This is a genomic window from Autumnicola psychrophila, assembly GCF_031846645.1.
Taxonomy (GTDB): domain Bacteria; phylum Bacteroidota; class Bacteroidia; order Flavobacteriales; family Flavobacteriaceae; genus Autumnicola; species Autumnicola psychrophila.
In genome coordinates, this window is record NZ_JAVRHN010000011.1 from 85,684 (window position 1) to 106,068 (window position 20,385).

The following is a 20,385-nucleotide window of genomic DNA, read 5'->3' on the forward strand; positions in this document are numbered from 1 at the left end:
CACAATTTTCGAAACATTCACTGTCGAGTTAAAAAATTAATTAACCTAAATAATACTAAAAATGGGATTAAACATTAAACCGCTCTCAGACAGAGTTCTTATTGAGCCTGCTGCAGCAGAAACTAAAACTGCTTCAGGAATTTACATTCCGGAAACCGCTAAGGAAAAACCACAAAGAGGTAAAGTTGTTGCCGTAGGTAAAGGAACAAAAGACCACGAAATGACTGTAAATGTTGGGGATATGGTTCTTTATGGCAAATACGCCGGTACCGAGCTTAAGCTGGAAGGTTCAGATTACCTAATCATGAGAGAAGACGATATACTTGCAATAGTATAAACTCTTTTTAATTTTCAGAAAATTTAAAGATTAACCAATTACCCTGAATAATTCAGGAAAAAAATTTAAACAATGGCAAAAGATATAAAATTTGACATTCAGGCACGTGACGGAATTAAACGCGGTGTGGATGCTCTTGCAAATGCAGTAAAAGTAACTTTAGGTCCTAAAGGACGTAATGTAATTATCAGTAAATCCTTTGGTGCTCCAACAGTAACCAAAGATGGAGTTACAGTAGCAAAAGAAATTGAGCTGGAAGATCCTCTTGAGAACATGGGAGCTCAGATGGTAAAAGAAGTTGCTTCTAAAACCAATGATCTTGCCGGTGACGGTACTACCACAGCTACAGTTCTTGCACAGGCTATCGTAAAAGAAGGTTTGAAGAACGTTGCTGCGGGTGCAAACCCTATGGACCTTAAACGAGGAATCGACAAAGCGGTAACTGCTTTAACTGCAGACCTTGCCAACCAGACTAAAGAGGTTGGTGATTCTTCTGAAAAAATTAAGCAGGTAGCTTCCATTTCTGCAAATAACGATGAGCTTATAGGTGAATTGATCGCTGAAGCTTTTGGAAAAGTAGGAAAAGAAGGAGTAATTACTGTAGAAGAAGCAAAAGGTACCGAAACTTACGTCGACGTAGTGGAAGGTATGCAGTTTGACAGAGGTTATCTTTCTCCATACTTCGTTACCAATAGCGAAAAGATGACTGCAGATCTTGAAAGTCCTTACATATTATTGTTCGACAAAAAGATCTCTTCAATGAAGGACCTTCTTCCAATTCTTGAACCTGTAGCACAATCTGGAAAACCTCTTTTAATTATTGCTGAAGATGTAGACGGAGAAGCACTTGCTACTTTGGTTGTAAACAAACTTAGAGGTTCTTTAAAAATTGCTGCTGTTAAGGCACCAGGTTTTGGAGACAGAAGAAAAGCAATGTTAGAAGATATCGCTCTTCTTACCGGTGGTACGGTAATTTCTGAAGAAAGAGGATTTACTCTTGAAAATGCAACTATCGATCAATTAGGTACTGCAGAGAAAGTAGCTATTGATAAAGATAATACCACAATCGTAAATGGCGCTGGAGAGCAGAAAGACATTGAAGATCGCGTTAACCAGATCAAAGCTCAAATCGAATCTACAACTTCAGATTACGACAGGGAAAAACTACAGGAGCGTCTTGCAAAATTAGCAGGTGGTGTTGCTGTACTTTACGTTGGCGCAGCTTCTGAAGTTGAAATGAAAGAGAAGAAAGACCGTGTAGACGATGCACTTCACGCAACCCGTGCGGCTGTGGAAGAAGGAATTGTAGCCGGTGGTGGTGTTGCACTTGTACGTGCTATAAAAGTACTTTCAGATATTTCTTCTGAAAATGCTGATGAAGCTACTGGAATTAAAATTATCGCTAAGGCTATCGAAGCTCCTCTTCGTACTATCGTAGAGAATGCGGGTGGTGAAGGTTCTGTGGTAATTAATAAGGTACTTGAAGGTGATAAAGACTTTGGATACGATGCAAAAACCGACACTTTTGTTGATATGATGAAAGCCGGTATTATCGATCCTAAGAAAGTAACAAGAGTAGCTCTTGAAAATGCTGCTTCTGTTGCCGGAATGATCCTTACTACAGAATGTGCGTTAGTTGACATCCCAGAAGATAACGGTGGCGGTGGAATGCCAGGCGGAATGGGCGGCGGAATGCCAGGAATGATGTAGTGGCACGGTCACAGCGAATAAACTTAAACCCGCTTCTTTACTGAAGCGGGTTTTTTAATATCTATTAGTCCGATAAAAATTTTCTTCTGAAAAAATGTACTACGAAAAAGGGCAATTTTCGGTATCTAGTAGTCGTTAAGCTACTTTAGGAAAACGCAGAATTATTACTCTTGCTTTCCTCTTGTTTTTAGAAAATATTTTGGGTTTACTCCGTATTTTTCTTTAAAAATCTTGGAAAAGTAACTTCGGTTATTCAGACCAATCGCACTAACTATTTCAGAAATATTCTTTTCAGAATTCATAAGCATTTCCTTTGCTGCTTCCAGCTTTATATGCTGCATGTATTTGTTTACAGTAAGATCATAAACATACTTAAAACCTTCCTGAAGCTTATTTACATTGGTTCCCGCCTCTTTGGCCAGCGACTCCACCGTAAGATTGCTACCAAGATCCCCCTGAATTCTCTTTGCCACATAATCTACTTTGTCGATATCAGATTTTCTTAAAATTTGCGGCAGCCTGTTTTCATCTTCATCGTCCTGGTACTGTGAAATCTGGATCACCAACATTTCATACGCTTTTCCTTCAAGGAAAATAGAACGTAAAAATCCGGTTAAATTTTTCTGGTTGACCTCATCCATAAGGTCTGCTGCCTTTATGCTGTAATTTCCCTGGTAAAAAAATTGCTGCTCTGCTACCTCATCTCTAAAAAGACTGGTTAATGTGGGATCAAGATCTTTAAAGTCGTGATTTGGTCTTCGGCTAAAGACAGACCTTATAATTTCCAGACTCGATACGTGAGTACTCTGATTGGCTTTAAAATGTAACACATGGCCGTTGTAGCCACTGCTGGAAACAATTATATTTTGATAGGTCTCTATGGTATGAATCTTTGCAGAATCCTGAAAAGCATGTCCTACGCTCCCTTCTGAACAAAAAATAAACTTCAGAGGATGAACGGTGTTTAAAGAGAAACATATTTGAACGTCCTCATAGAACTTACAGTTATAGGCAATAAAACCAATTCCGGAATCAAAACTAGAGCCTCTAATAAACCCTTCTCCTATTTCTTCAGGTATTTCGAGTGTGATTTCTCCACTTCCGTTTCTGACAGAAGCACTTATAGATTCTGCTATATCCTGAATTATTTCATGTACAGGTAAGGTTTTAACGTCTATTCTCATTCTTTATGAGGCTTCAAGCCATTTTAACAAGCCCCGTAGCTTCCTATTTTTGATTTAATACTCTAATTTTTTTCGGGAACGTAAAATTAATATTTGCCTCCATTTCAAAGAGTACTCAGCACATTTTATGGCTATTAGAATAATAGTAATGGGAAAAACGTTATTCCCGTCACACAATCTAATTTTTTCACTAAAAATAACATATGAATTAAGATTAATTCGAATAACAGTAATGAGATCTAATGAAAAAAAGGACCTTTAATTTCTAAAATAGCGGCGGATTATGTTCTTCTGTTTCTAAATATACAATTTATGACATTGGTTTACGTATTACTGGGACTGGAAATAGTAGTTGTCCTGGTCGTTTCATATTTCCTTATCAGAAAAATGATCAAGACATTAAAAAAGAAAAAAGAGAAATCTTTTTAATGATTCCGGCTTTCCCTAAGTCTATCCTGCATTTGTTATAAAGTCATTAATTTATAGTGGCTCTTTCTAATTAAGCTGAAACTTTTCTTCAATTCTTCTTATATATTTCAGTTAAACTGAAATTTTAAAAGCAGTACCTCAAAAAGCTATTGCACTCCATTTTTCTCAAATGTAAGAATCATGATCAATAGCGAATCTTTTTACTGAAATAATAATCATTTCAATATCCTTTTCATTTACGATTTCGTAGAGCTGCATATAAACCCTTATATTTATTGCAAAAAAGAACTATGGCTAAAAATTATTACGATCCGGCAGATCTAAGGAAATTTGGGGAAATTACAGAATGGAGTGAAGAATTAGGATCTAAGTTTTTTGATTACTACGGGAAAGTATTTGAAGAAGGCGCACTTACCGCCCGGGAAAAATCGCTTATCGCACTTGCCGTTTCTCACGTGGTTAAATGTCCTTATTGCATAGATGCTTACACCAAAGACGGACTGCAACGCGGAATTACAAAGGAAGAAATGATGGAAGCCGTACATGCAGGAGCTGCGATAGAAAGTGGGGCCACCCTTGTACATGGCGTACAAATGATGAATAAGTATAAGAAACTCAGCATGTAATTTCGTCTGAAGTTATTCGTCTAAAAGCAACAGCACCCAACTTTTTTCAATTTATTGACTATTCCCGTATGCCTTTAAAATCATTAAAAGCCAGAGAAGACGACCTTTCCAGTCCTTCAAAACAACTGGAGTTCCTCAACAACGGACTTTTTAGCGACGGTGAACTTCCGCGTTTTAAAGACAAAATTGCCGAAACGAACAAGCTTCCGCTAAAGCCAAAGAAGCTGGAAATTCTTCAGCTTAATCTGGGTTATATGTGTAACCAGGTTTGTTCGCATTGCCATGTAGATGCTGGTCCAGATCGCAAGGAGATTATGACCGTAGAGACCATGCAACAGTGCCTGGAAGTGATTAAAAACACTGGAGCTCATACTTTGGATTTAACCGGTGGCGCACCAGAAATGAACCCGAATTTTCGCTGGTTCGTGGAGGAAGCCTCTAAAGCCGGAATTAAGGACTTTATCGTCCGTTCCAATCTTACAATTATCCTGGCAAACAAAAAGTATCACGATTTACCGGAATTCTTCAAAGAGTATAACGTACATGTAATTTCTTCCCTGCCCTTTTATAAAAAGGAGAAAACCGACAAACAACGCGGCAGCGGAGTTTTTGATAAATCCATAAAAGCTTTGCAAATGCTCAATAAAGTTGGCTATGCACAGGAAAACACGGGTCTAAAACTCGATCTTGTTTATAATCCTTCCGGGGCATTTTTACCTACCAATCAGGAGGCCATGGAACGGGATTTTAAAACAGCTCTTAAAAAGGATTTCGATATTGATTTCAACAATCTTTTTGCTATTACAAACCTGCCAATAAGCCGGTTTCTGGAGTTCTTAATAGCTTCAGAAAATTATGAAGATTATATGTACGCCCTGGTTGAAGCTTATAATCCTGCGGCGGTAGAAAATGTAATGTGTACCAATACCATTTCGGTAAGCTGGGACGGCTGGCTTTACGACTGCGATTTTAACCAGATGCTGGATCTAAAAGTAAATAGCAAGGTGAAACACATTAGCGATTATAATGAAGATTTGCTTAATGACAGAGAAATTCTAATTTCCCAGCATTGCTACGGTTGTACGGCCGGTGCAGGTAGTAGCTGCCAGGGAACAGTAGCCTAAAATTGACAATTATCGATGCAGAAAAATTCAAAGGGTAATCTTCTTCTCATTTTTACCCGAAATCCGGAGTTGGGAAAGGTAAAAACACGGCTTGCAAAGGAGACAGGAGAGAAAAATGCGTTAGAAATCTATAAATTTCTTCTGAAGCATACGGTCTCGGTTACAAAAGAGTTAAAAATCACGAAAAGGGTGTACTATTCTGAAGAAATTCAGGAAAATGACGTTTGGAATAATAATTTTTTTGAGAAAAGGCTTCAGAAAGGCGGTTCTTTGGGTGAACGGATGAAAAATGCTTTTTTAGAAGGCTTTCAGGATGGGTATCAAAAAATTGCAATTATCGGCAGTGATTTGTTTGAAATTCAGCAAAAAGATTTAGAAGAAGCTTTTGCAGAACTTCAGCAGAATGAGTTTGTAATAGGTCCTGCAGAAGATGGCGGCTATTATTTTTTAGGAATGAAAAGCCTAAATTCAGCGTTATTCAAGAGTAAAAACTGGGGAACAAGTTCTGTTCTTCAGGATACATTAAAAGATTTACAAGACCATCAGGTAAAATTACTAAAAACCCGGAATGATGTCGATACATTTAAAGATATCAAGGATCATCCTGCTTTTCAGCAATTCCTGAAATAACACTATTATGATAAAACAAATTAAAGAATCTACAGACTTTCTTATTTCCCATGGATTTGATGCTCCGCAAATTGGAATTATCCTCGGCACCGGACTTGGGAAATTAATTGATGAAATTGAAATAGAAGCCGAAGTCAGTTACAACCACATCCCCTATTTTCCAACTGCGACGGTAGAATTTCATAAAGGAAAACTTATCTACGGTAGCCTGAAAGGAAAGAAAGTAGTGGTAATGCAGGGGCGTTTTCATTTATACGAAGGTTACTCGCTACAGGACGTTACCTATCCTGTGAGGGTAATGAAGCATTTGGGCATTCAGAAATTATTGGTTTCCAACGCTGCCGGATCTATAAACCTCAACTTCAAAAAGGGTGAAATTATGCTTATTGAAGATCACCTTAACCTCCAGGGAGGCTCTCCCCTCGCCTTTCATGGCGTGGAGCATTTAGGAGAGCGGTTTGTAGATATGAGCCAGCCTTACGATCCCGAAATGAACAAATCCTTAGAAGCATCGGCTAAAAAGAACAATATTATCCTGCACAAGGGGGTTTATGCCTCTGTGCTTGGACCGCAACTGGAAACAAAGGCTGAATATCGTTACCTGAAAATGATTGGTGCAGATGCCGTGGGAATGAGTACCGTTCCTGAAGTTATTGTGGCAAATCACTTAAAAATTCCGGTGTCGGCGGTTTCTGTAATTACTGATGAAGGTGATCCTGATAACCTTGAACCGGTGAAGATCGAGGATATAATTGCCATGGCCGAAAAAGCCGAACCTAACATGATTACCCTTTTTAAGGAAATAATTAAGAATTTATAAAACATGAGCTACCTCGAAACCACACGAAATATTTACCGAGATGCTGCGCTTACTCCAGATGTTGGGTTGTGCTGCACTACAAATCCAATCTGGGAATTACCGGGATTAAAAATTCCGAAGATCATGCAGGAGATGAATTACGGCTGCGGTAGTACTGTTCATCCCCGTGATCTTTCTAAAAACCCAAAGATTTTATATGTTGGAGTTGGTGGAGGAATGGAGCTGCTTCAGTTCGCCTATTTTTCCCGAACAAAAGGCGGAGTTATTGGAGTAGATTCTGTAGATGAAATGCTGGAAGCTTCCAGAAAAAACTTCACTGAAGCCGAACTTCAGAATAATTGGTTTAAGAGTGATTTTGTTAAATTAAAAAAAGGTGATGCGTTGGATTTACCCGTGGCGGAAAATTCCATTGATGTTGCAGCTCAGAATTGTCTTTTCAACATCTTTAAAACCGAAGATCTTAAAAAAGCACTTGAAGAAATGTACCGGGTGCTAAAACCAAATGGAAGATTGGTAATGAGCGATCCCATCTGCGAGCAACCAATGAAGGACGAACTGCGGAATGACGAGCGTTTAAGGGCTTTATGCCTTAGCGGCTCACTTTCGCTTAACGATTATTTAAAAGCGCTCACCGATGTTGGCTTCGGAACTATAGAAATACGCGCGAGGAAACCTTATCGGATTCTTGATCCCAAACATTATCCTACAGACGAATTAATCTTTATAGAATCTGTTGAAGTGGCGGCTATAAAAGACCCTATGCCTGAAGACGGACCTTGTATTTTTACTGGAAAAGCTGCAATTTACTACGGAGACGAGGATTACTTCGATGATAAAAAAAGTCACGTATTATTACAAAACCAGCCATTGGCAGTTTGTGACAAGACAGCGGCAGCACTGGCAGATTTAAACAGGAATGATATTTTTATCAGCGAATCTACCTTTCACTATGATGGCGGCGGTTGTTGTTAGGTTTTTTATTAACAGATTTAACCCTCACAGGTTTTAAAAACCTGTGAGGGTTAAAACAAGTTTATACCTTCCTACCAATCATTTAGTTCCCAGTTATATTCATAGAAACCGGTATTCTTTCTTTCAGAAATTTTATTTTTCCTGTAGCCATTTATATACTGAATAAGGTTCTTTCCTGCGCTCGTAAAATCTTCTTTGTACCACTTAAATATTTCCGAAAGCAAAATCTTATTTTCGTATACTCTTATAAATTCCGGATCATTTAACACTTTGACTGTTTGCTCCTCAAGCTGTTGCTCAAGGGTTTCCGGTTTATATGCTTCAGAAATTAACGGCGGACAACTTTTTGCAGCGCAAACCAATGCAAAATGAAATCGCTCTTCTAAAGGGAAATTCCCAAAAAGTAATTCGTGTTCGATTTCATCTAAAGTGACCGATTTTAAGCCGAGGCTATAGGGTTGTTCATCAAAAAAACCTTCAATATCCAGCGGAGATTTAACAGGATATTTTTTTACTATTCCGTCAATCACGGCAAGATTATAAGCATTAATCCAGAAAGCCTGGAAAATTTCTTCCTCTTCAGGGCTCGTTCTAATTTTTTTTGCCAGGTTCAGCAGCTCCTGCAAATCCTTCGGATTTTCTTTTATCTCAGCATATTTTACTTTTCCGTTTTCAACATAAGACTGAAAGAAATTGTCTGCTTTGTTAAAAAATTGAGATGTATCTTGCGCTGAAAGAACTGCGGAAAACAGCAGAATCAAAAAGGTTAAATGCTTCATCAAATCTTAAAATTAAGGTTGTTCGGACTATTGCGTGTATTTTTTTATACTTTCAATAATCGAACCATCCTGCAAACCTTCTAAACTATAAAAAATATGGAGCACATCGTCATTATAGGTAACGGAATTTCAGGAATTACTGCGGCAAGACATATCCGGAAGCATTCTGATAAAAAAATCACCGTTATTTCTGACGAAAATGAGTACTTTTTTTCGCGTACGGCGCTCATGTATGTTTATATGGGGCATATGAAATGGGAACATCTTGAGCCTTATGCTGATTGGTTTTGGGAGAAAAACAGGATCAATTTAAAGTCGGCGCATGTAGAGAAAATCGACTTTCAGTCTAAACAGTTGTTTTTTTCTTCAGAAGAATCTATGAATTACGACAAACTGGTGCTCGCCACAGGCTCTGCGTATAACAAATACAATTGGGAAGGCGAAAACCTCGAAGGAGTTCAGGGGCTGGTAACAAAGCAGGACCTTCAGCTTCTCGAAAAAAACTCTGATAATTGCAGGCATGCGGTTATTGTTGGCGGCGGATTGATTGCTGTTGAACTGGCAGAAATGCTACGCACCAGAAAAATTGAAGTAACCATCCTGGTTCGCGAAAAAGCTTTTTGGGGTAATGTCTTGCCTCATGAAGATGCGCAGATGATTTCTGATCATATTAAATCCCATCACGTAGATCTGCGACATGAAACCGAACTTCACAAAATCCTACCGGACGAAAACGGAAGAGTAAGAGCAGTTATTACCAAGAGCGGGGAAGAAATCGAATGTCAGCTTGTAGGCCTTTGCGTGGGAGTGCATCCAAACGTCGATTTCCTGAAGGATACAGAACTTGAAATTGAAAAGGGCATTTTGGTCAACAATTACCTGGAAACTAATGTACCGGAAGTATATGCGATTGGCGATTGCGCACAACAACGGGAAGTTTTAGGCCAGCGAAAAGCTGTGGAAGCCGTATGGTATACCGGCAGAATGATGGGCGAAACCCTTGCACAAACACTTACCGGAAACAGATTGAAATATAACCCCGGAAACTGGTTTAACAGCGCTAAATTTTTTGATATTGAATATCAAACTTACGGTTGGGTCTGGGCTAAACCTAAAGAAAACGAACAGCATTTTCACTGGCAACATAAAGACAACACGAAAGCAATTACGATTGGTTATAATACTGAAACCAGCCAGTTTCTCGGAATAAACACCTTCGGGATAAGGATGCGCCACGAAGTTTTTGACCGCTGGTTAAATGAAAAGAGGAGTATTGGCTATGTCCTGGCTAACCTTAAAGAAGCTAATTTCGACCCGGAGTTTTATACCCGTCATGAAAAGGAAATTTTTAGGAGTTTTAAGAATGAGCTTGAAAAGGCGTAACAATTAATAACACAATGAGCGACAAAATCCATCACAATATGTCTCTTACGGGAGAACCACCGGAAACGATTTCCACCACCCAAAAAGTGGCTACGGGAATAGGTTTTACCGGCTTATTTATTCTCCTACTGGCGGTCTTTAATGTCAATTTCCCGAATAAAACTTTATTCCTTAGTCTGGCAATAGGCCTTATTGCTATCGGCACGATCATTTTTGCCAATGATGCTTATCTGGGAAAACAGGCCGGAATAAAAAACGACGGACTATGGTTTAAATCGCTCACCTCGCGAGGACTCTGGGCCTGGATTCTGGGGCTGGGACTAACAATTTTTTACATCGTCCTTTACTGGTTTCCGCAATACCTGGGACTGAATCCTGATGGAGAAAATACCGGTATTATCGCGCTGTTCGACCCACTAAGCAGGTTGATAAGCGGCCAACCCGCAAGTCAGTGGTTTGTTTATGGGACACTTTACACCCTTGCGATTCTCGCTTTTGGCTACAAATTTATCTTGAAATACCGCCACAACCGCTACGAAGTACTGCGTACATTTTCCGTAATGTTCTTTCAGCTTGGGTTTGCATTTTTAATTCCGGAAATCCTTATGCGGTTAAATCAGCCGTACTTTAATCCGGTAAATATCTGGCCGTTGAACTACGATCTTTTTGCAGATTATAAGCTGGAAGGATTTTTTTCCGCAGGAAATGTCGGAATGATTATGCTCGTTTTTGGGATAGTTTTCGTGTTTATCATTACTCCAATCCTAACTTATAAATATGGCAAACGCTGGTATTGTTCGTGGGTTTGCGGCTGTGGCGGTCTCGCAGAAACAGCCGGTGATCCTTACCGTCACCTTTCCGATAAATCCCTGGGATCGTGGAAATTTGAACGTTGGATCATCCACAGTGTCCTCGTGTTTGTTGTTGTGATGACCATTGCGGTGGTGTATAGTTTTTTAAGTGAAAACCCTTCAGAAACATGGCTTTCCAGGGATGTTTTTCTCTGGGGCTCGGCTGGTTTCTTAACGCTTCTGTTCGCACTTATTATGATCTTTAAGAGAGATCAACTGGCTAAAGATGCCAAATATGCTGCTGTAGGATTCCTGGTGGTGATTTTGGCAATTATCAGCATCAATTACTTTAGCGGGAACAGCAATATCTTCTTTTTTCATGGCGGACAACTGCGGCAATGGTACGGGTTTTTAATTGGTGCTGCATTTTCAGGAGTTATTGGGGTGGGATTTTATCCAATTTTCGGAAACCGGGTCTGGTGTCGGTTTGGCTGCCCAATGGCGGCAATTTTAGGAATGCAGCAGCGGTTGTTTTCCCGTTTTAGGATTACCACCAACGGCGGGCAGTGTATTTCCTGCGGAAATTGCTCCACGTATTGCGAAATGGGTATAGATGTAAGGGCTTATGCGCAAAAGGGAGAGAATATTGTTCGTTCCAGCTGTGTAGGCTGCGGAATTTGCTCTGCAGTTTGTCCACGCGGAGTATTAAAGCTTGAAAACGGACCTCAGGAAGGCAGAATTAATTCTGAAGAAGTTCTTCTAGGAAATGATGTTGACCTGATGGATTTGATTAACCAAAAAAGCAAATAATTTGCAGGCAAAACCTTTTATTTGCTGAAAATTTAGGGTCTCCTTTTATATATAATGCCGAAAATTGCCATTTTTGATGCCTCACCTGATTAAAGTTATTATTCCTGCTTACAACGAAGAAGCCTCTATAGGAAAAGTAGTTGCCGAGGTTCCAAAAATCGTAGATGAGATAGTTGTCGTGAGCAATAACTCCACAGATGCCACAAGAGAGAACGCTGAAGCTGCCGGAGCGACTGTTTTATCAGAAAAAAGGAAAGGTTACGGCTATGCCTGCCTGAAGGGCATAGAATATTTGTCAACCCAAGGCACCAAACCCGATATTGTGGTTTTTTTAGATGGTGATTACAGTGATTATCCTTCAGAATTGGCAAATCTTGTGGATCTCATTATAGAAGAAGATATAGATTTCGTTATTGGTGCCCGAGTCAAAAAGTGGCGTGAAAAAGGTGCGATGACCTTTCCGCAAATCTTCGGGAACTGGCTTGCGACCTCTTTAATGAAGCTCTTTTTTAATGCAAAATTTACAGATCTCGGGCCTTTCCGGGCTATAAAATATGAAAAACTGCTGGCGCTGAAGATGCAGGACAAAACTTATGGCTGGACAATAGAAATGCAGCTAAAAGTTCTCCGACAAAATCTTTCTTACAAGGAAGTTCCTGTGCATTACAAAAACCGCATTGGCATCTCAAAAGTTTCTGGCACCGTGAAAGGTGCTATCTTTGCAGGAGTAAAAATCCTGAGCTGGATTTTTAAATATAGTTTTAAGTAATGGATTTGGTAATTATCATACTTTATACACTGGCACTGCTGCTCATTTTTTTTTACAGCATTTCGCAGCTTCAGTTATTGCTGAATTACTTAAAAGCGAAAAAAGCCGTTGACACTTCAGAGAAATTTGATTTTTCTAATTCCGAAGAGATTCCCTTTGTGACCATTCAACTTCCTCTTTACAATGAACTGTACGTGGTAGAACGCCTGCTGAAAAATATAGCTGAAATTGAATATCCTTCAGAAAAATTTGAAATCCAGGTTCTGGATGATTCTACTGATGAATCTTTAGCAAAAACCGCTGAAATTATTCGAAAACTTCAAAAAAACGGACTCGACATTAAGCACATTACCCGAACAAATCGTACAGGATTTAAAGCCGGTGCTTTAAAAGAGGGACTGGAAATTGCAAAAGGCGAATTTATAGCAATTTTTGATTCAGATTTTATGCCGAAGAAAGACTGGCTTTTGAAAACTGTTCCGCACTTTAAAAACCCTGAAATTGGGGTAGTTCAAACCCGCTGGGGTCATTTAAACCGCAATTATTCACTGCTTACCAAAATACAGGCTTTTGCCCTCGACTTTCATTTTATCCTTGAGCAAACCGGCAGAAACTTCGGAAAACATTTTATAAACTTCAACGGGACTGCGGGAATCTGGAGAAAGCAATGCATTCTGGAAGCCGGAAACTGGAGCGGCGATACGCTAACTGAAGACCTGGATTTGAGTTACCGGGCACAGCTTAAAAACTGGAAATTCAAATATCTTGAAAACGTGGAAACTCCCGCCGAACTCCCCGTGGTGATGAGCGCCGCAAAATCCCAGCAATTTCGATGGAATAAAGGCGGCGCAGAGAATTTCAGGAAAAATTACTGGAAAATTTTTAGAAGTTCAACCATTCCGGGAAGAACGAAGTTCCACGCATTTTTTCATTTATTAAATTCCAGTATGTTCCTTAACGTTCTTTTGCTTGGGGTTTTAAGTGTACCTGTTCTTTTTATAAAAAATAACAACCCGCAATTTAGCTGGTACTTTAATGTAGTCGCTTTTTTTGCAATAAGTACGATTATCTTCTTCTTCTGTTACTATATCGCATATTCCAGAATTCACGGAAAAGGCATTAGAAGCTTCTTTCGCTTTATCGGAATGTTTTTCACATTTTTTTCGGTCGCAATGGGATTCTCAGTTCACAATTCCCTCGCGGTTCTGGAAGGCCATTTTGGCAAGAAGTCGGACTTTATTAGAACACCTAAATTTAACCTCGATTCGCTGAAAGGCACCCGGCAAAGCAATAAATACATCAGTAAAAAATTTTCAGCCAATATTATTATCGAATTCCTGCTTTTCCTTTATTTCGGTTTTGCTATTTACAGCGCTTTTGCACTAAATGATTTTAGCCTGCTAATCTTTCATTTAATGCTGTTTGCCGGCTTTGGATTCGTGGTTTTTAAATCGATACAAATTCCATAGACCGCACAGGTTTTGGAGCCCTGTGAGGTCTGGAAAAAAACCAGATGGACCTGCAATTTCTAAAATACCATAAGTTTTCACTCCTGCTCCTTCTATCTGGAATTGCTTTCTATTTTGCATTTAGCTATGACCTGGAGCGAACAGATTTTATAAAACTAATCACTCTTTACGCAGCACTTTTTGCTGTCAGTTTTAAACTTATTCAGCTTGAAAAGCGTAATTTCTTGTTCCTGGCCATCGCCGCTATAGTTTTTCGGCTTATTTTTTTAGTAGCTTTTCCAAATTTATCCCAGGATTTCTACCGCTTTATCTGGGATGGCAATTCAGTTGCTGAAGGTATAAACCCGTATCTGAACACCCCTTATGAGTTACTGAAAACATTTGCGGGAGGCACAGAAATACGACAAAAGTTGATCAATGGAATGGGCAGCCTTAGTGCCGGAAATTACACTAGTTATCCTCCGGTTAATCAACTACTTTTTGCTGCCTCGTCCTGGCTTTCCGGAGAGAGTATTCCAGGTTCTGTTATTGCGATGCGCAGCTTTATAATCGCTGCAGATCTCGGTATACTTTACTTCGGAAGAAAATTATTATTATACCTAAAGTTGCCGGCGCACAGGATCTTCTGGTATATCCTGAATCCGTTTATTATTATAGAACTTACCGGTAATTTACATTTTGAAGGTATAATGCTGTTTTTCCTTATCTGGTCACTTTATCTCCTGCATCTTAGAAAATGGATTCCCAGTGCTGTTTTACTCGGAATTTCCATTTCAATAAAACTTTTGCCCCTGCTTTTTCTTCCGCTATTTCTAAGGTATTTCAAAAAACCTGAGCGCGAAATTGACAGAATAAATAGCTCTTTTTTTGAGAAAATTGATTTTAAGAAACTCAGCGGATTCTACCTTATTACCATTGCTACAGCAGCAGTTACTTTTCTTCCTTTTTTATCTTCAGAATTTTTTCAGAATTTTTTCCAGAGCATTGGTCTGTGGTTTCAGAAATTTGAATATAATGCAAGTGTTTTTTACGTGCTCCGCTGGATAGGGTTTGAGCTTGCCGGCTTCAATGTTATTCGCTATGCCGGAATAATACTTCCGGTAATTACTACCGCAATTTTAATCCATTTCGCCTTCTTCCGAAGAAATGAGAATTCCCAAATTCTGATAGCATCTATGATGTTGGGCATTTCCTTCTATTTTTTTCTAAGTACGACCATTCATCCCTGGTATCTTGCCACGCCACTGCTCCTATCAATATTTGGCAATTATCGGTACATACTGGTTTGGACGCTTGTTGTAATTTTGAGTTATTCAGCCTACAGTAATCCGGAATTTCAGGAAAATTTATGGCTGGTAGCGCTGGAGTACCTGGTGGTTTTTTCTGTTCTTATTTGGGAGGTTTTTCAGAGAAAAAAATTTACGGCTTAACCTCAACTTCAGTATTCCGGGAAAGATATATATCCCGCATATAAATCAAACCTCCAAAAAAATGTGCAGAAATTAAAACCGGATCATACCGGAATATTCCATAGGTAAGCAGAAGAGAAGAACCTATTAAACTCAACACCCAAAATCCCTGCGGCAGGCAAGATTCCTGGGTTTTTTCAGCATAATACCATTGATAAAAAAAGCGGGCGGTGTATACCAATTGCCCAAATATCCCCAGAGCTATGAGCCAGGGCGCAAGATGCTCTCCTTTTACTAAATCCCCCCAGTTTAGTTTTCCGAAGAATAGAATATAAGTGAGAATTAAAATAGGTAAGACTACTACAAATGCTTTAAAGAAGATGTTCCTGTTCTTCCACTCGCCCTGAATGTCCAAATTTCTCCAATAGACTCCGTAGATCAGGAACTGCCCCATCATAATTGCCAGGTCTTCACGCAAATATCCATACGTAAAAAGCAGAACAGAAGCCAACAAACTGAGTTTCCAGAATACAACGGGGGTTTCTACCTTTTTTGCCTTTTCAGAAAGAAACCATTGCATTATAAGCCTTGCAGAAAACAGCAATTGGGCTACAAATCCAATTGAAAAAATGATCCAGTTACTCATATTCATTATATTATTCAACAATTGAGGGACGGCAATTGTTTGCACAATATCAGACAATAAGATAATTGTTCTATGGTAATTTTTGGTAAATCTCTGTTAATAGCGGCAAGTTGAGCATTACAGGATATGCCGCTTTTCGATCCTTTTCAGGATTTTCTTAAGGCTTTTCACGATCATGCTTTTTGATCCTTTGGCAAACGAGAAATCCTTACTGTCGTCCCTGGCAGAAAGATGTCCTGTAACTTTCTGAAAATATATACTTTGAGCGGACTGCAAGTCGAATATTTCCAAAGATACGCTTACCAGATTTTCTTCTGAATTCTGAATATTTCCCACTTCTATGTCACTAATATCTTCACTAAGGATATCTGTCTTAACATTTATCAAATAGTCATAACCAGATGTTCCTGTTTTTAAACGTTCAAGAAATTCTGCATCTGGATTTTCTGAAATAGTAAAAGGAATAAAGACTCCCCTTGCATTCCTTACTAATGTGATTTCATCCTGCAGATACTGCGAAATTTCTTCTGTGACCATTACTTCAAGCTTTCCCCTGATACTTTCCGGAGCCTTAATGTCATTCAGAAGATATTTGCCTTCTTCAAATTTTATAGCAGACCTGGTAGATCGTGGATCAAAAGTATAGGAAGGAATATGGCAGGAAGTAAGAAAAAGCAAAAGGACTAAACAGACATGATTTAACAATTTCTTCATTTCAACAAATAAAAAAGAGTCTAAAAGGAATTATTCATCTGGCTCAAATCTTCAGCAGGACGATATTGTGCCTTTTAGACCCCCGGTTTGTTTATAAGCAAATCTACATATCCAGTAAATATGCAAAAACCAGTGGCGCTACAATGGTAGCATCACTTTCTATAATATGTTTTGGAGTATCGATATCCAATTTTCCCCATGTAATTTTCTCGTTTGGAACAGCTCCGGAATATGATCCATAACTGGTCGTGGAGTCTGAAATCTGGCAGAAATAACTCCAGAAAGGAGTATCTGTTCTTTCCATATCCTGATAAAGCATTGGCACCACACATATTGGAAAATCCCCGGCGATACCACCACCAATCTGGAAGAATCCAATTCCATCCTTGGAATTATCTGTATACCAGTCGGCAAGGAAAGTCATATACTCAATCCCAGATTTCATGGTAGAAGGCTTCAGTTCTCCTTTTAAGCAATAGGAAGCGAAGATATTCCCTAAAGTACTGTCTTCCCAACCAGGAACAACCATAGGCAGATTTTTTTCTGCAGCAGCATATATCCAGGAATCCTTTAGATCGATTTCGTAATATTCTTCCAAAACTCCTGAAAGCACTAATTTGTAAACGAATTCATGCGGAAAATAACGTTCTCCCTTTTCTTCGGCATCTTTCCATATTTTTACAATATGCTGCTGAATTCTACGGAAAGCTTCTTCTTCAGGAATACAGGTATCGGTTACACGATTTAGCCCTTTTTCCAAAAGTTCCCACTCCTCTTTTGGCGTAAGATCCCGGTAATTTGGCACTCGCTTATAATGTGAATGCGCCACAAGGTTCATTACATCCTCTTCCAGGTTGGCTCCCGTACAGGAAACGATTTGCACCTTGTCCTGACGGATCATTTCAGCAAAAATCTTACCCAGCTCTGCCGTACTCATTGCTCCTGCCAGTGAAACCAGCATTTTGGAGCCTTTTTCCAGCTGCTTTTCGTAATCTTTGGCCGCATCTACAAGCGCTGCGGAATTAAAATGTAAATAATATTTTTCTATAAATTGGGAGATCGCTCCTTTACTCATCTTCGTCTTCTTCGTTAAAATTTGCATATTTAAATTTGTAGCTCAACATCTTATAGTAAAGTTTGGCCGCAAGGAAATCTGAAGATTTATCACTTTTATTCGGGTTTAACTCTACAATATCAAAGCCTACAACATTTTTCTTTTTGAACATGGTTTTCAGGAATTCCAGCGTTTCGTACCAAAACAATCCTCCCGGCTCCGGAGTTCCCGTAGAAGGGAGAATAGATGGATCGAAAGCATCCAAATCTATTGTGATAAAAACGTTTGGCGTCATTTGTCCAATAGCATCCTCCTGCCAGTCTTCATATAAATCATGAGCAAAATAAACCTGATTCTCGTCCATGTGGTCAGTTTCAGAAATGTCCATAGAGCGGATTCCTATCTGCACAAGGTTTGTAGTTTTACTGGCTTCGTGAACCGCGCAGGCATGATTGCATTTAGACCCTTCATACTCCGGGCGAAGATCTGCATGAGCATCAAACTGTACAACGGTTAATTCTTCAAAAGCCTCATTAAAAGCACGAATAGAGCCTATAGAAATAGAATGCTCCCCTCCAAAAAGGGTTACAAATTTGTCCTGTTTAATGTAGTTTTTAGTGGTTTTGTAAACCGCCTCAACCATTTTCTCGGGAGAAGAATCTTCTGTCACCGGGGGAGCAAGGTAAACTCCTTTCTTATACACCTCACTGCGGGTTTCAATATCATAAAGCTCCATGTTCTCTGAAGCTTCCAAAAATGCATCAGGACCTTTATCTGCTCCTTTTTGCCAGGTACTGGTCCCATCATAAGGAACAGGAATTAATACCACTTTTGCGTCGTCTATACGAGCATATTTATCTGGTATGCCTGCGTAATTCTTTTTGCTCATCGTTAATTGTTGATTGTTTTAAACTGAAATTTTATGAGAACTAATTTATAAATTTTAAATTCAATTGCCTGATGCATAACCCAATATATTCAGCATATCTTCCACATTTTGTTGTTTACTGAAAACTTCGGTGGTAATTGTGCCTTCTTCATCTCTATCTATAAGAATATGTTTAGGCTGCGGAATAAGGCAATGTTGCAAGCCTCCAAAGCCGCCTATTGTTTCCTGGTAGGCACCTGTATTAAAAAATCCTATGTAAAGCGGTTTGTCCCTCCTAAACTTCGGAAGGTAAATCGCATTGGTATTCTGTTCAGAATTGTAATAATCGTCACTATCGCAGGTTAATCCGCCAAGAAGAACGCGTTCGTATTCTTCGTTCCAGCGATTAACTGCAAGCATCACAAATTTCTTACTAATTGCCCAGGTATCAGGAAGTGTGGTGATAAATGAAGAATTTATCATATTCCATTTTTCACGGTCATTCTGTTGTTTCTGGTATAAAATTTCATAAATCGCACCGCCACTTTCACCTACAGTAAAACTTCCGAATTCTGTAAAAATATGCGGAACATCCACATCTGCCTCTTCACAGGCAAGTTTGATCTGATTAATAATTTCATCTACCATATAGGCGTAATCATAATCAAATGCCAGAGAGTTTTTTATAGGAAATCCGCCGCCAATATTAAGGCTATCCAAACTTGGGCATACCTTTTTAAGGCTGGTGTAAACTTTTAAACATTTATTAAGTTCATTCCAATAATATGCTGTATCCCGAATCCCGGTGTTTATGAAAAAGTGAAGCATTTTAAGATTCACTTCATCGTTGTCCTTAATTTTCTGATTATAAAACGGAACAATATTTTTATATCCAATCCCGAGACGGGAAGTATAAAATTCAAACTTAGGCTCTTCCTCTGAAGCGATTCTTATCCCTACTTCAAAATCACCATTTATATTTTCTGACAAAAGATCTATCTCCTCATAATTGTCAATTATCGGGATGCAGTTCTTATGGCCGCCATTAATTAATTCGGAAATATTTGAAATATATTGATCCCTCTTAAATCCATTACAGATTACATAAGTGTCATCGGTGATCTTTCCGGAAGCCTTCAGATTCTCCACTATATTAATATCAAAGGCCGAAGAGGTCTCGATATGAATATCATTTTTAAGTGCTTCGTTTAATACATGCTCAAAATGTGAGCTTTTAGTACAATAGCAATAATTATATTTCCCTTTATAATCGTGTTTTTCTATCGCTGCTTTAAACCAGCCTTTCGCACGACCAATATTTTCAGAAATTTTGGGTAAATAAGTGAATTTTAAGGGTGCACCATATTTCTCCACAAGTTCCATGAGATCGATATTGTGAAAATGGAGGCTATTTTCTTCTAATTTAAATTCCTCTTGCGGGAAATAATAGGTTTGGTCTATGAGATCGCTATACTTAGTATTCAATGGTTTGATTTAATTTTTAAAAGAGAGAAATTAGGTATTAATTTATACTATCAGGAAATTTGATTTATAAATTATTGTTAAGAAAAACTGAGGGAACAGTAGTCGTAGCTTCCCCTCTACGGGAAACCGGCTGCAATACGTGGAATGTATTTTTTCGGGATGAAAAAGAATCTTATTCAACCCTTTAAAATATAGGTCATCAGTAGTTTTAGCTTTTTTGTTGAAATAAAACTGATGCAAATGTATAAAAAGTAATTTATTATAAGAGCGTAAATTTTTACCGCTAATCATTATAATAATTTTCTGTAGCAGTATCCAGAGAGCCATAACTGAAAAATGGCAATTATCGACCTCTGTTATTTTCTGGAGTGAAAAA

General features: G+C 38.8%; 19 protein-coding genes. 12 read left to right on the plus strand and 7 right to left on the minus strand.

Features of this window, described 5'->3' with window-relative positions:
• The first annotated feature begins 61 nt into the window (after positions 1-61).
• Both RM541_RS14145 and groL read left to right on the plus strand, forming a co-directional pair.
• Positions 62-337, plus strand: a complete 276-nt coding sequence (locus RM541_RS14145) for a co-chaperone GroES (RefSeq protein ID WP_311494895.1) — start codon at positions 62-64, stop codon at positions 335-337.
• Between the two features lie 72 nt (positions 338-409).
• Complete coding sequence (gene groL / locus RM541_RS14150; protein ID WP_311494894.1) at positions 410-2,047, plus strand: chaperonin GroEL; 1,638 nt, start codon at positions 410-412, stop codon at positions 2,045-2,047.
• A gap of 164 nt (positions 2,048-2,211) precedes the next feature.
• Here groL and RM541_RS14155 read toward each other — a convergent pair whose 3' ends face one another.
• On the minus strand, positions 2,212-3,231 hold the full coding sequence (locus RM541_RS14155) for a helix-turn-helix domain-containing protein (RefSeq protein ID WP_311500788.1): 1,020 nt from the start codon (positions 3,229-3,231) through the stop codon (positions 2,212-2,214).
• A 719-nt stretch (positions 3,232-3,950) separates the two neighbouring features.
• Here RM541_RS14155 and RM541_RS14160 point away from each other — a divergent pair.
• The 5 genes from RM541_RS14160 to arsM all read left to right on the plus strand — a co-directional run bounded on the left by RM541_RS14160 (position 3,951) and on the right by arsM (position 7,832).
• Positions 3,951-4,286: an arsenosugar biosynthesis-associated peroxidase-like protein gene (locus RM541_RS14160; protein WP_311500789.1), complete on the plus strand. Its 336-nt coding sequence runs from the start codon at positions 3,951-3,953 to the stop codon at positions 4,284-4,286.
• Positions 4,287-4,354: 68 nt separating this feature from the next.
• Complete coding sequence (gene arsS, locus RM541_RS14165) at positions 4,355-5,410, plus strand: arsenosugar biosynthesis radical SAM (seleno)protein ArsS (protein WP_311500790.1); 1,056 nt, start codon at positions 4,355-4,357, stop codon at positions 5,408-5,410.
• 15 nt (positions 5,411-5,425) lie between these two features.
• Positions 5,426-6,040, plus strand: a complete 615-nt coding sequence (locus tag RM541_RS14170; RefSeq protein WP_311500791.1) for a TIGR04282 family arsenosugar biosynthesis glycosyltransferase — start codon at positions 5,426-5,428, stop codon at positions 6,038-6,040.
• A 7-nt stretch (positions 6,041-6,047) separates the two neighbouring features.
• On the plus strand, positions 6,048-6,860 hold the full coding sequence (locus RM541_RS14175) for a purine-nucleoside phosphorylase (protein ID WP_311500792.1): 813 nt from the start codon (positions 6,048-6,050) through the stop codon (positions 6,858-6,860).
• A 3-nt stretch (positions 6,861-6,863) separates the two neighbouring features.
• On the plus strand, positions 6,864-7,832 hold the full coding sequence (gene arsM / locus RM541_RS14180; protein WP_311500793.1) for an arsenosugar biosynthesis arsenite methyltransferase ArsM: 969 nt from the start codon (positions 6,864-6,866) through the stop codon (positions 7,830-7,832).
• A 71-nt stretch (positions 7,833-7,903) separates the two neighbouring features.
• On the opposite strand, the gene RM541_RS14185 is transcribed toward arsM, so the two are convergent.
• A complete protein-coding gene (locus RM541_RS14185) occupies positions 7,904-8,611 on the minus strand; it encodes a DUF547 domain-containing protein (protein WP_311500794.1) in 708 nt (235 codons plus the stop codon).
• Between the two features lie 96 nt (positions 8,612-8,707).
• Here RM541_RS14185 and RM541_RS14190 point away from each other — a divergent pair, with 96 nt between their 5' ends.
• From RM541_RS14190 to mptB, 5 genes are all read left to right on the plus strand, one after another.
• Positions 8,708-9,994, plus strand: a complete 1,287-nt coding sequence (locus RM541_RS14190) for an NAD(P)/FAD-dependent oxidoreductase (protein ID WP_311500795.1) — start codon at positions 8,708-8,710, stop codon at positions 9,992-9,994.
• Between the two features lie 14 nt (positions 9,995-10,008).
• On the plus strand, positions 10,009-11,595 hold the full coding sequence (locus RM541_RS14195) for a 4Fe-4S binding protein (protein ID WP_311500796.1): 1,587 nt from the start codon (positions 10,009-10,011) through the stop codon (positions 11,593-11,595).
• 76 nt (positions 11,596-11,671) lie between these two features.
• Entirely contained in the window at positions 11,672-12,364 is a 693-nt protein-coding gene (locus RM541_RS14200) for a glycosyltransferase family 2 protein (RefSeq protein WP_311500797.1), read from the plus strand.
• Positions 12,364-13,833: a cellulose synthase family protein gene (locus RM541_RS14205; RefSeq protein WP_311500798.1), complete on the plus strand. Its 1,470-nt coding sequence runs from the start codon at positions 12,364-12,366 to the stop codon at positions 13,831-13,833. Before RM541_RS14200 ends, RM541_RS14205 begins: the two co-directional genes overlap by 1 nt.
• Positions 13,834-13,877: 44 nt before the next feature.
• Complete coding sequence (gene mptB, locus RM541_RS14210; RefSeq protein WP_311500799.1) at positions 13,878-15,263, plus strand: polyprenol phosphomannose-dependent alpha 1,6 mannosyltransferase MptB; 1,386 nt, start codon at positions 13,878-13,880, stop codon at positions 15,261-15,263.
• Here mptB and RM541_RS14215 read toward each other — a convergent pair.
• The 5 genes from RM541_RS14215 to RM541_RS14235 all read right to left on the minus strand — a co-directional run bounded on the left by RM541_RS14215 (position 15,253) and on the right by RM541_RS14235 (position 20,009).
• Positions 15,253-15,888, minus strand: coding sequence for a lipid-A-disaccharide synthase N-terminal domain-containing protein (locus RM541_RS14215; protein WP_311500800.1), 636 nt, complete (start codon positions 15,886-15,888; stop codon positions 15,253-15,255). The two genes, mptB and RM541_RS14215, sit on opposite strands and share 11 nt — an antisense overlap.
• 117 nt (positions 15,889-16,005) lie before the next feature.
• A complete protein-coding gene (locus RM541_RS14220; RefSeq protein WP_311500801.1) occupies positions 16,006-16,602 on the minus strand; it encodes a hypothetical protein in 597 nt (198 codons plus the stop codon).
• Positions 16,603-16,705: 103 nt separating this feature from the next.
• Positions 16,706-17,677, minus strand: a complete 972-nt coding sequence (locus RM541_RS14225; protein WP_311500828.1) for a deoxyhypusine synthase family protein — start codon at positions 17,675-17,677, stop codon at positions 16,706-16,708.
• Positions 17,670-18,545, minus strand: coding sequence for an agmatinase (speB, locus tag RM541_RS14230; protein WP_311500802.1), 876 nt, complete (start codon positions 18,543-18,545; stop codon positions 17,670-17,672). Before speB ends, RM541_RS14225 begins: the two co-directional genes overlap by 8 nt.
• 60 nt (positions 18,546-18,605) lie before the next feature.
• Entirely contained in the window at positions 18,606-20,009 is a 1,404-nt protein-coding gene (locus RM541_RS14235) for an arginine decarboxylase (protein WP_311500803.1), read from the minus strand.
• Between the last annotated feature and the right edge of the window lie 376 nt (positions 20,010-20,385).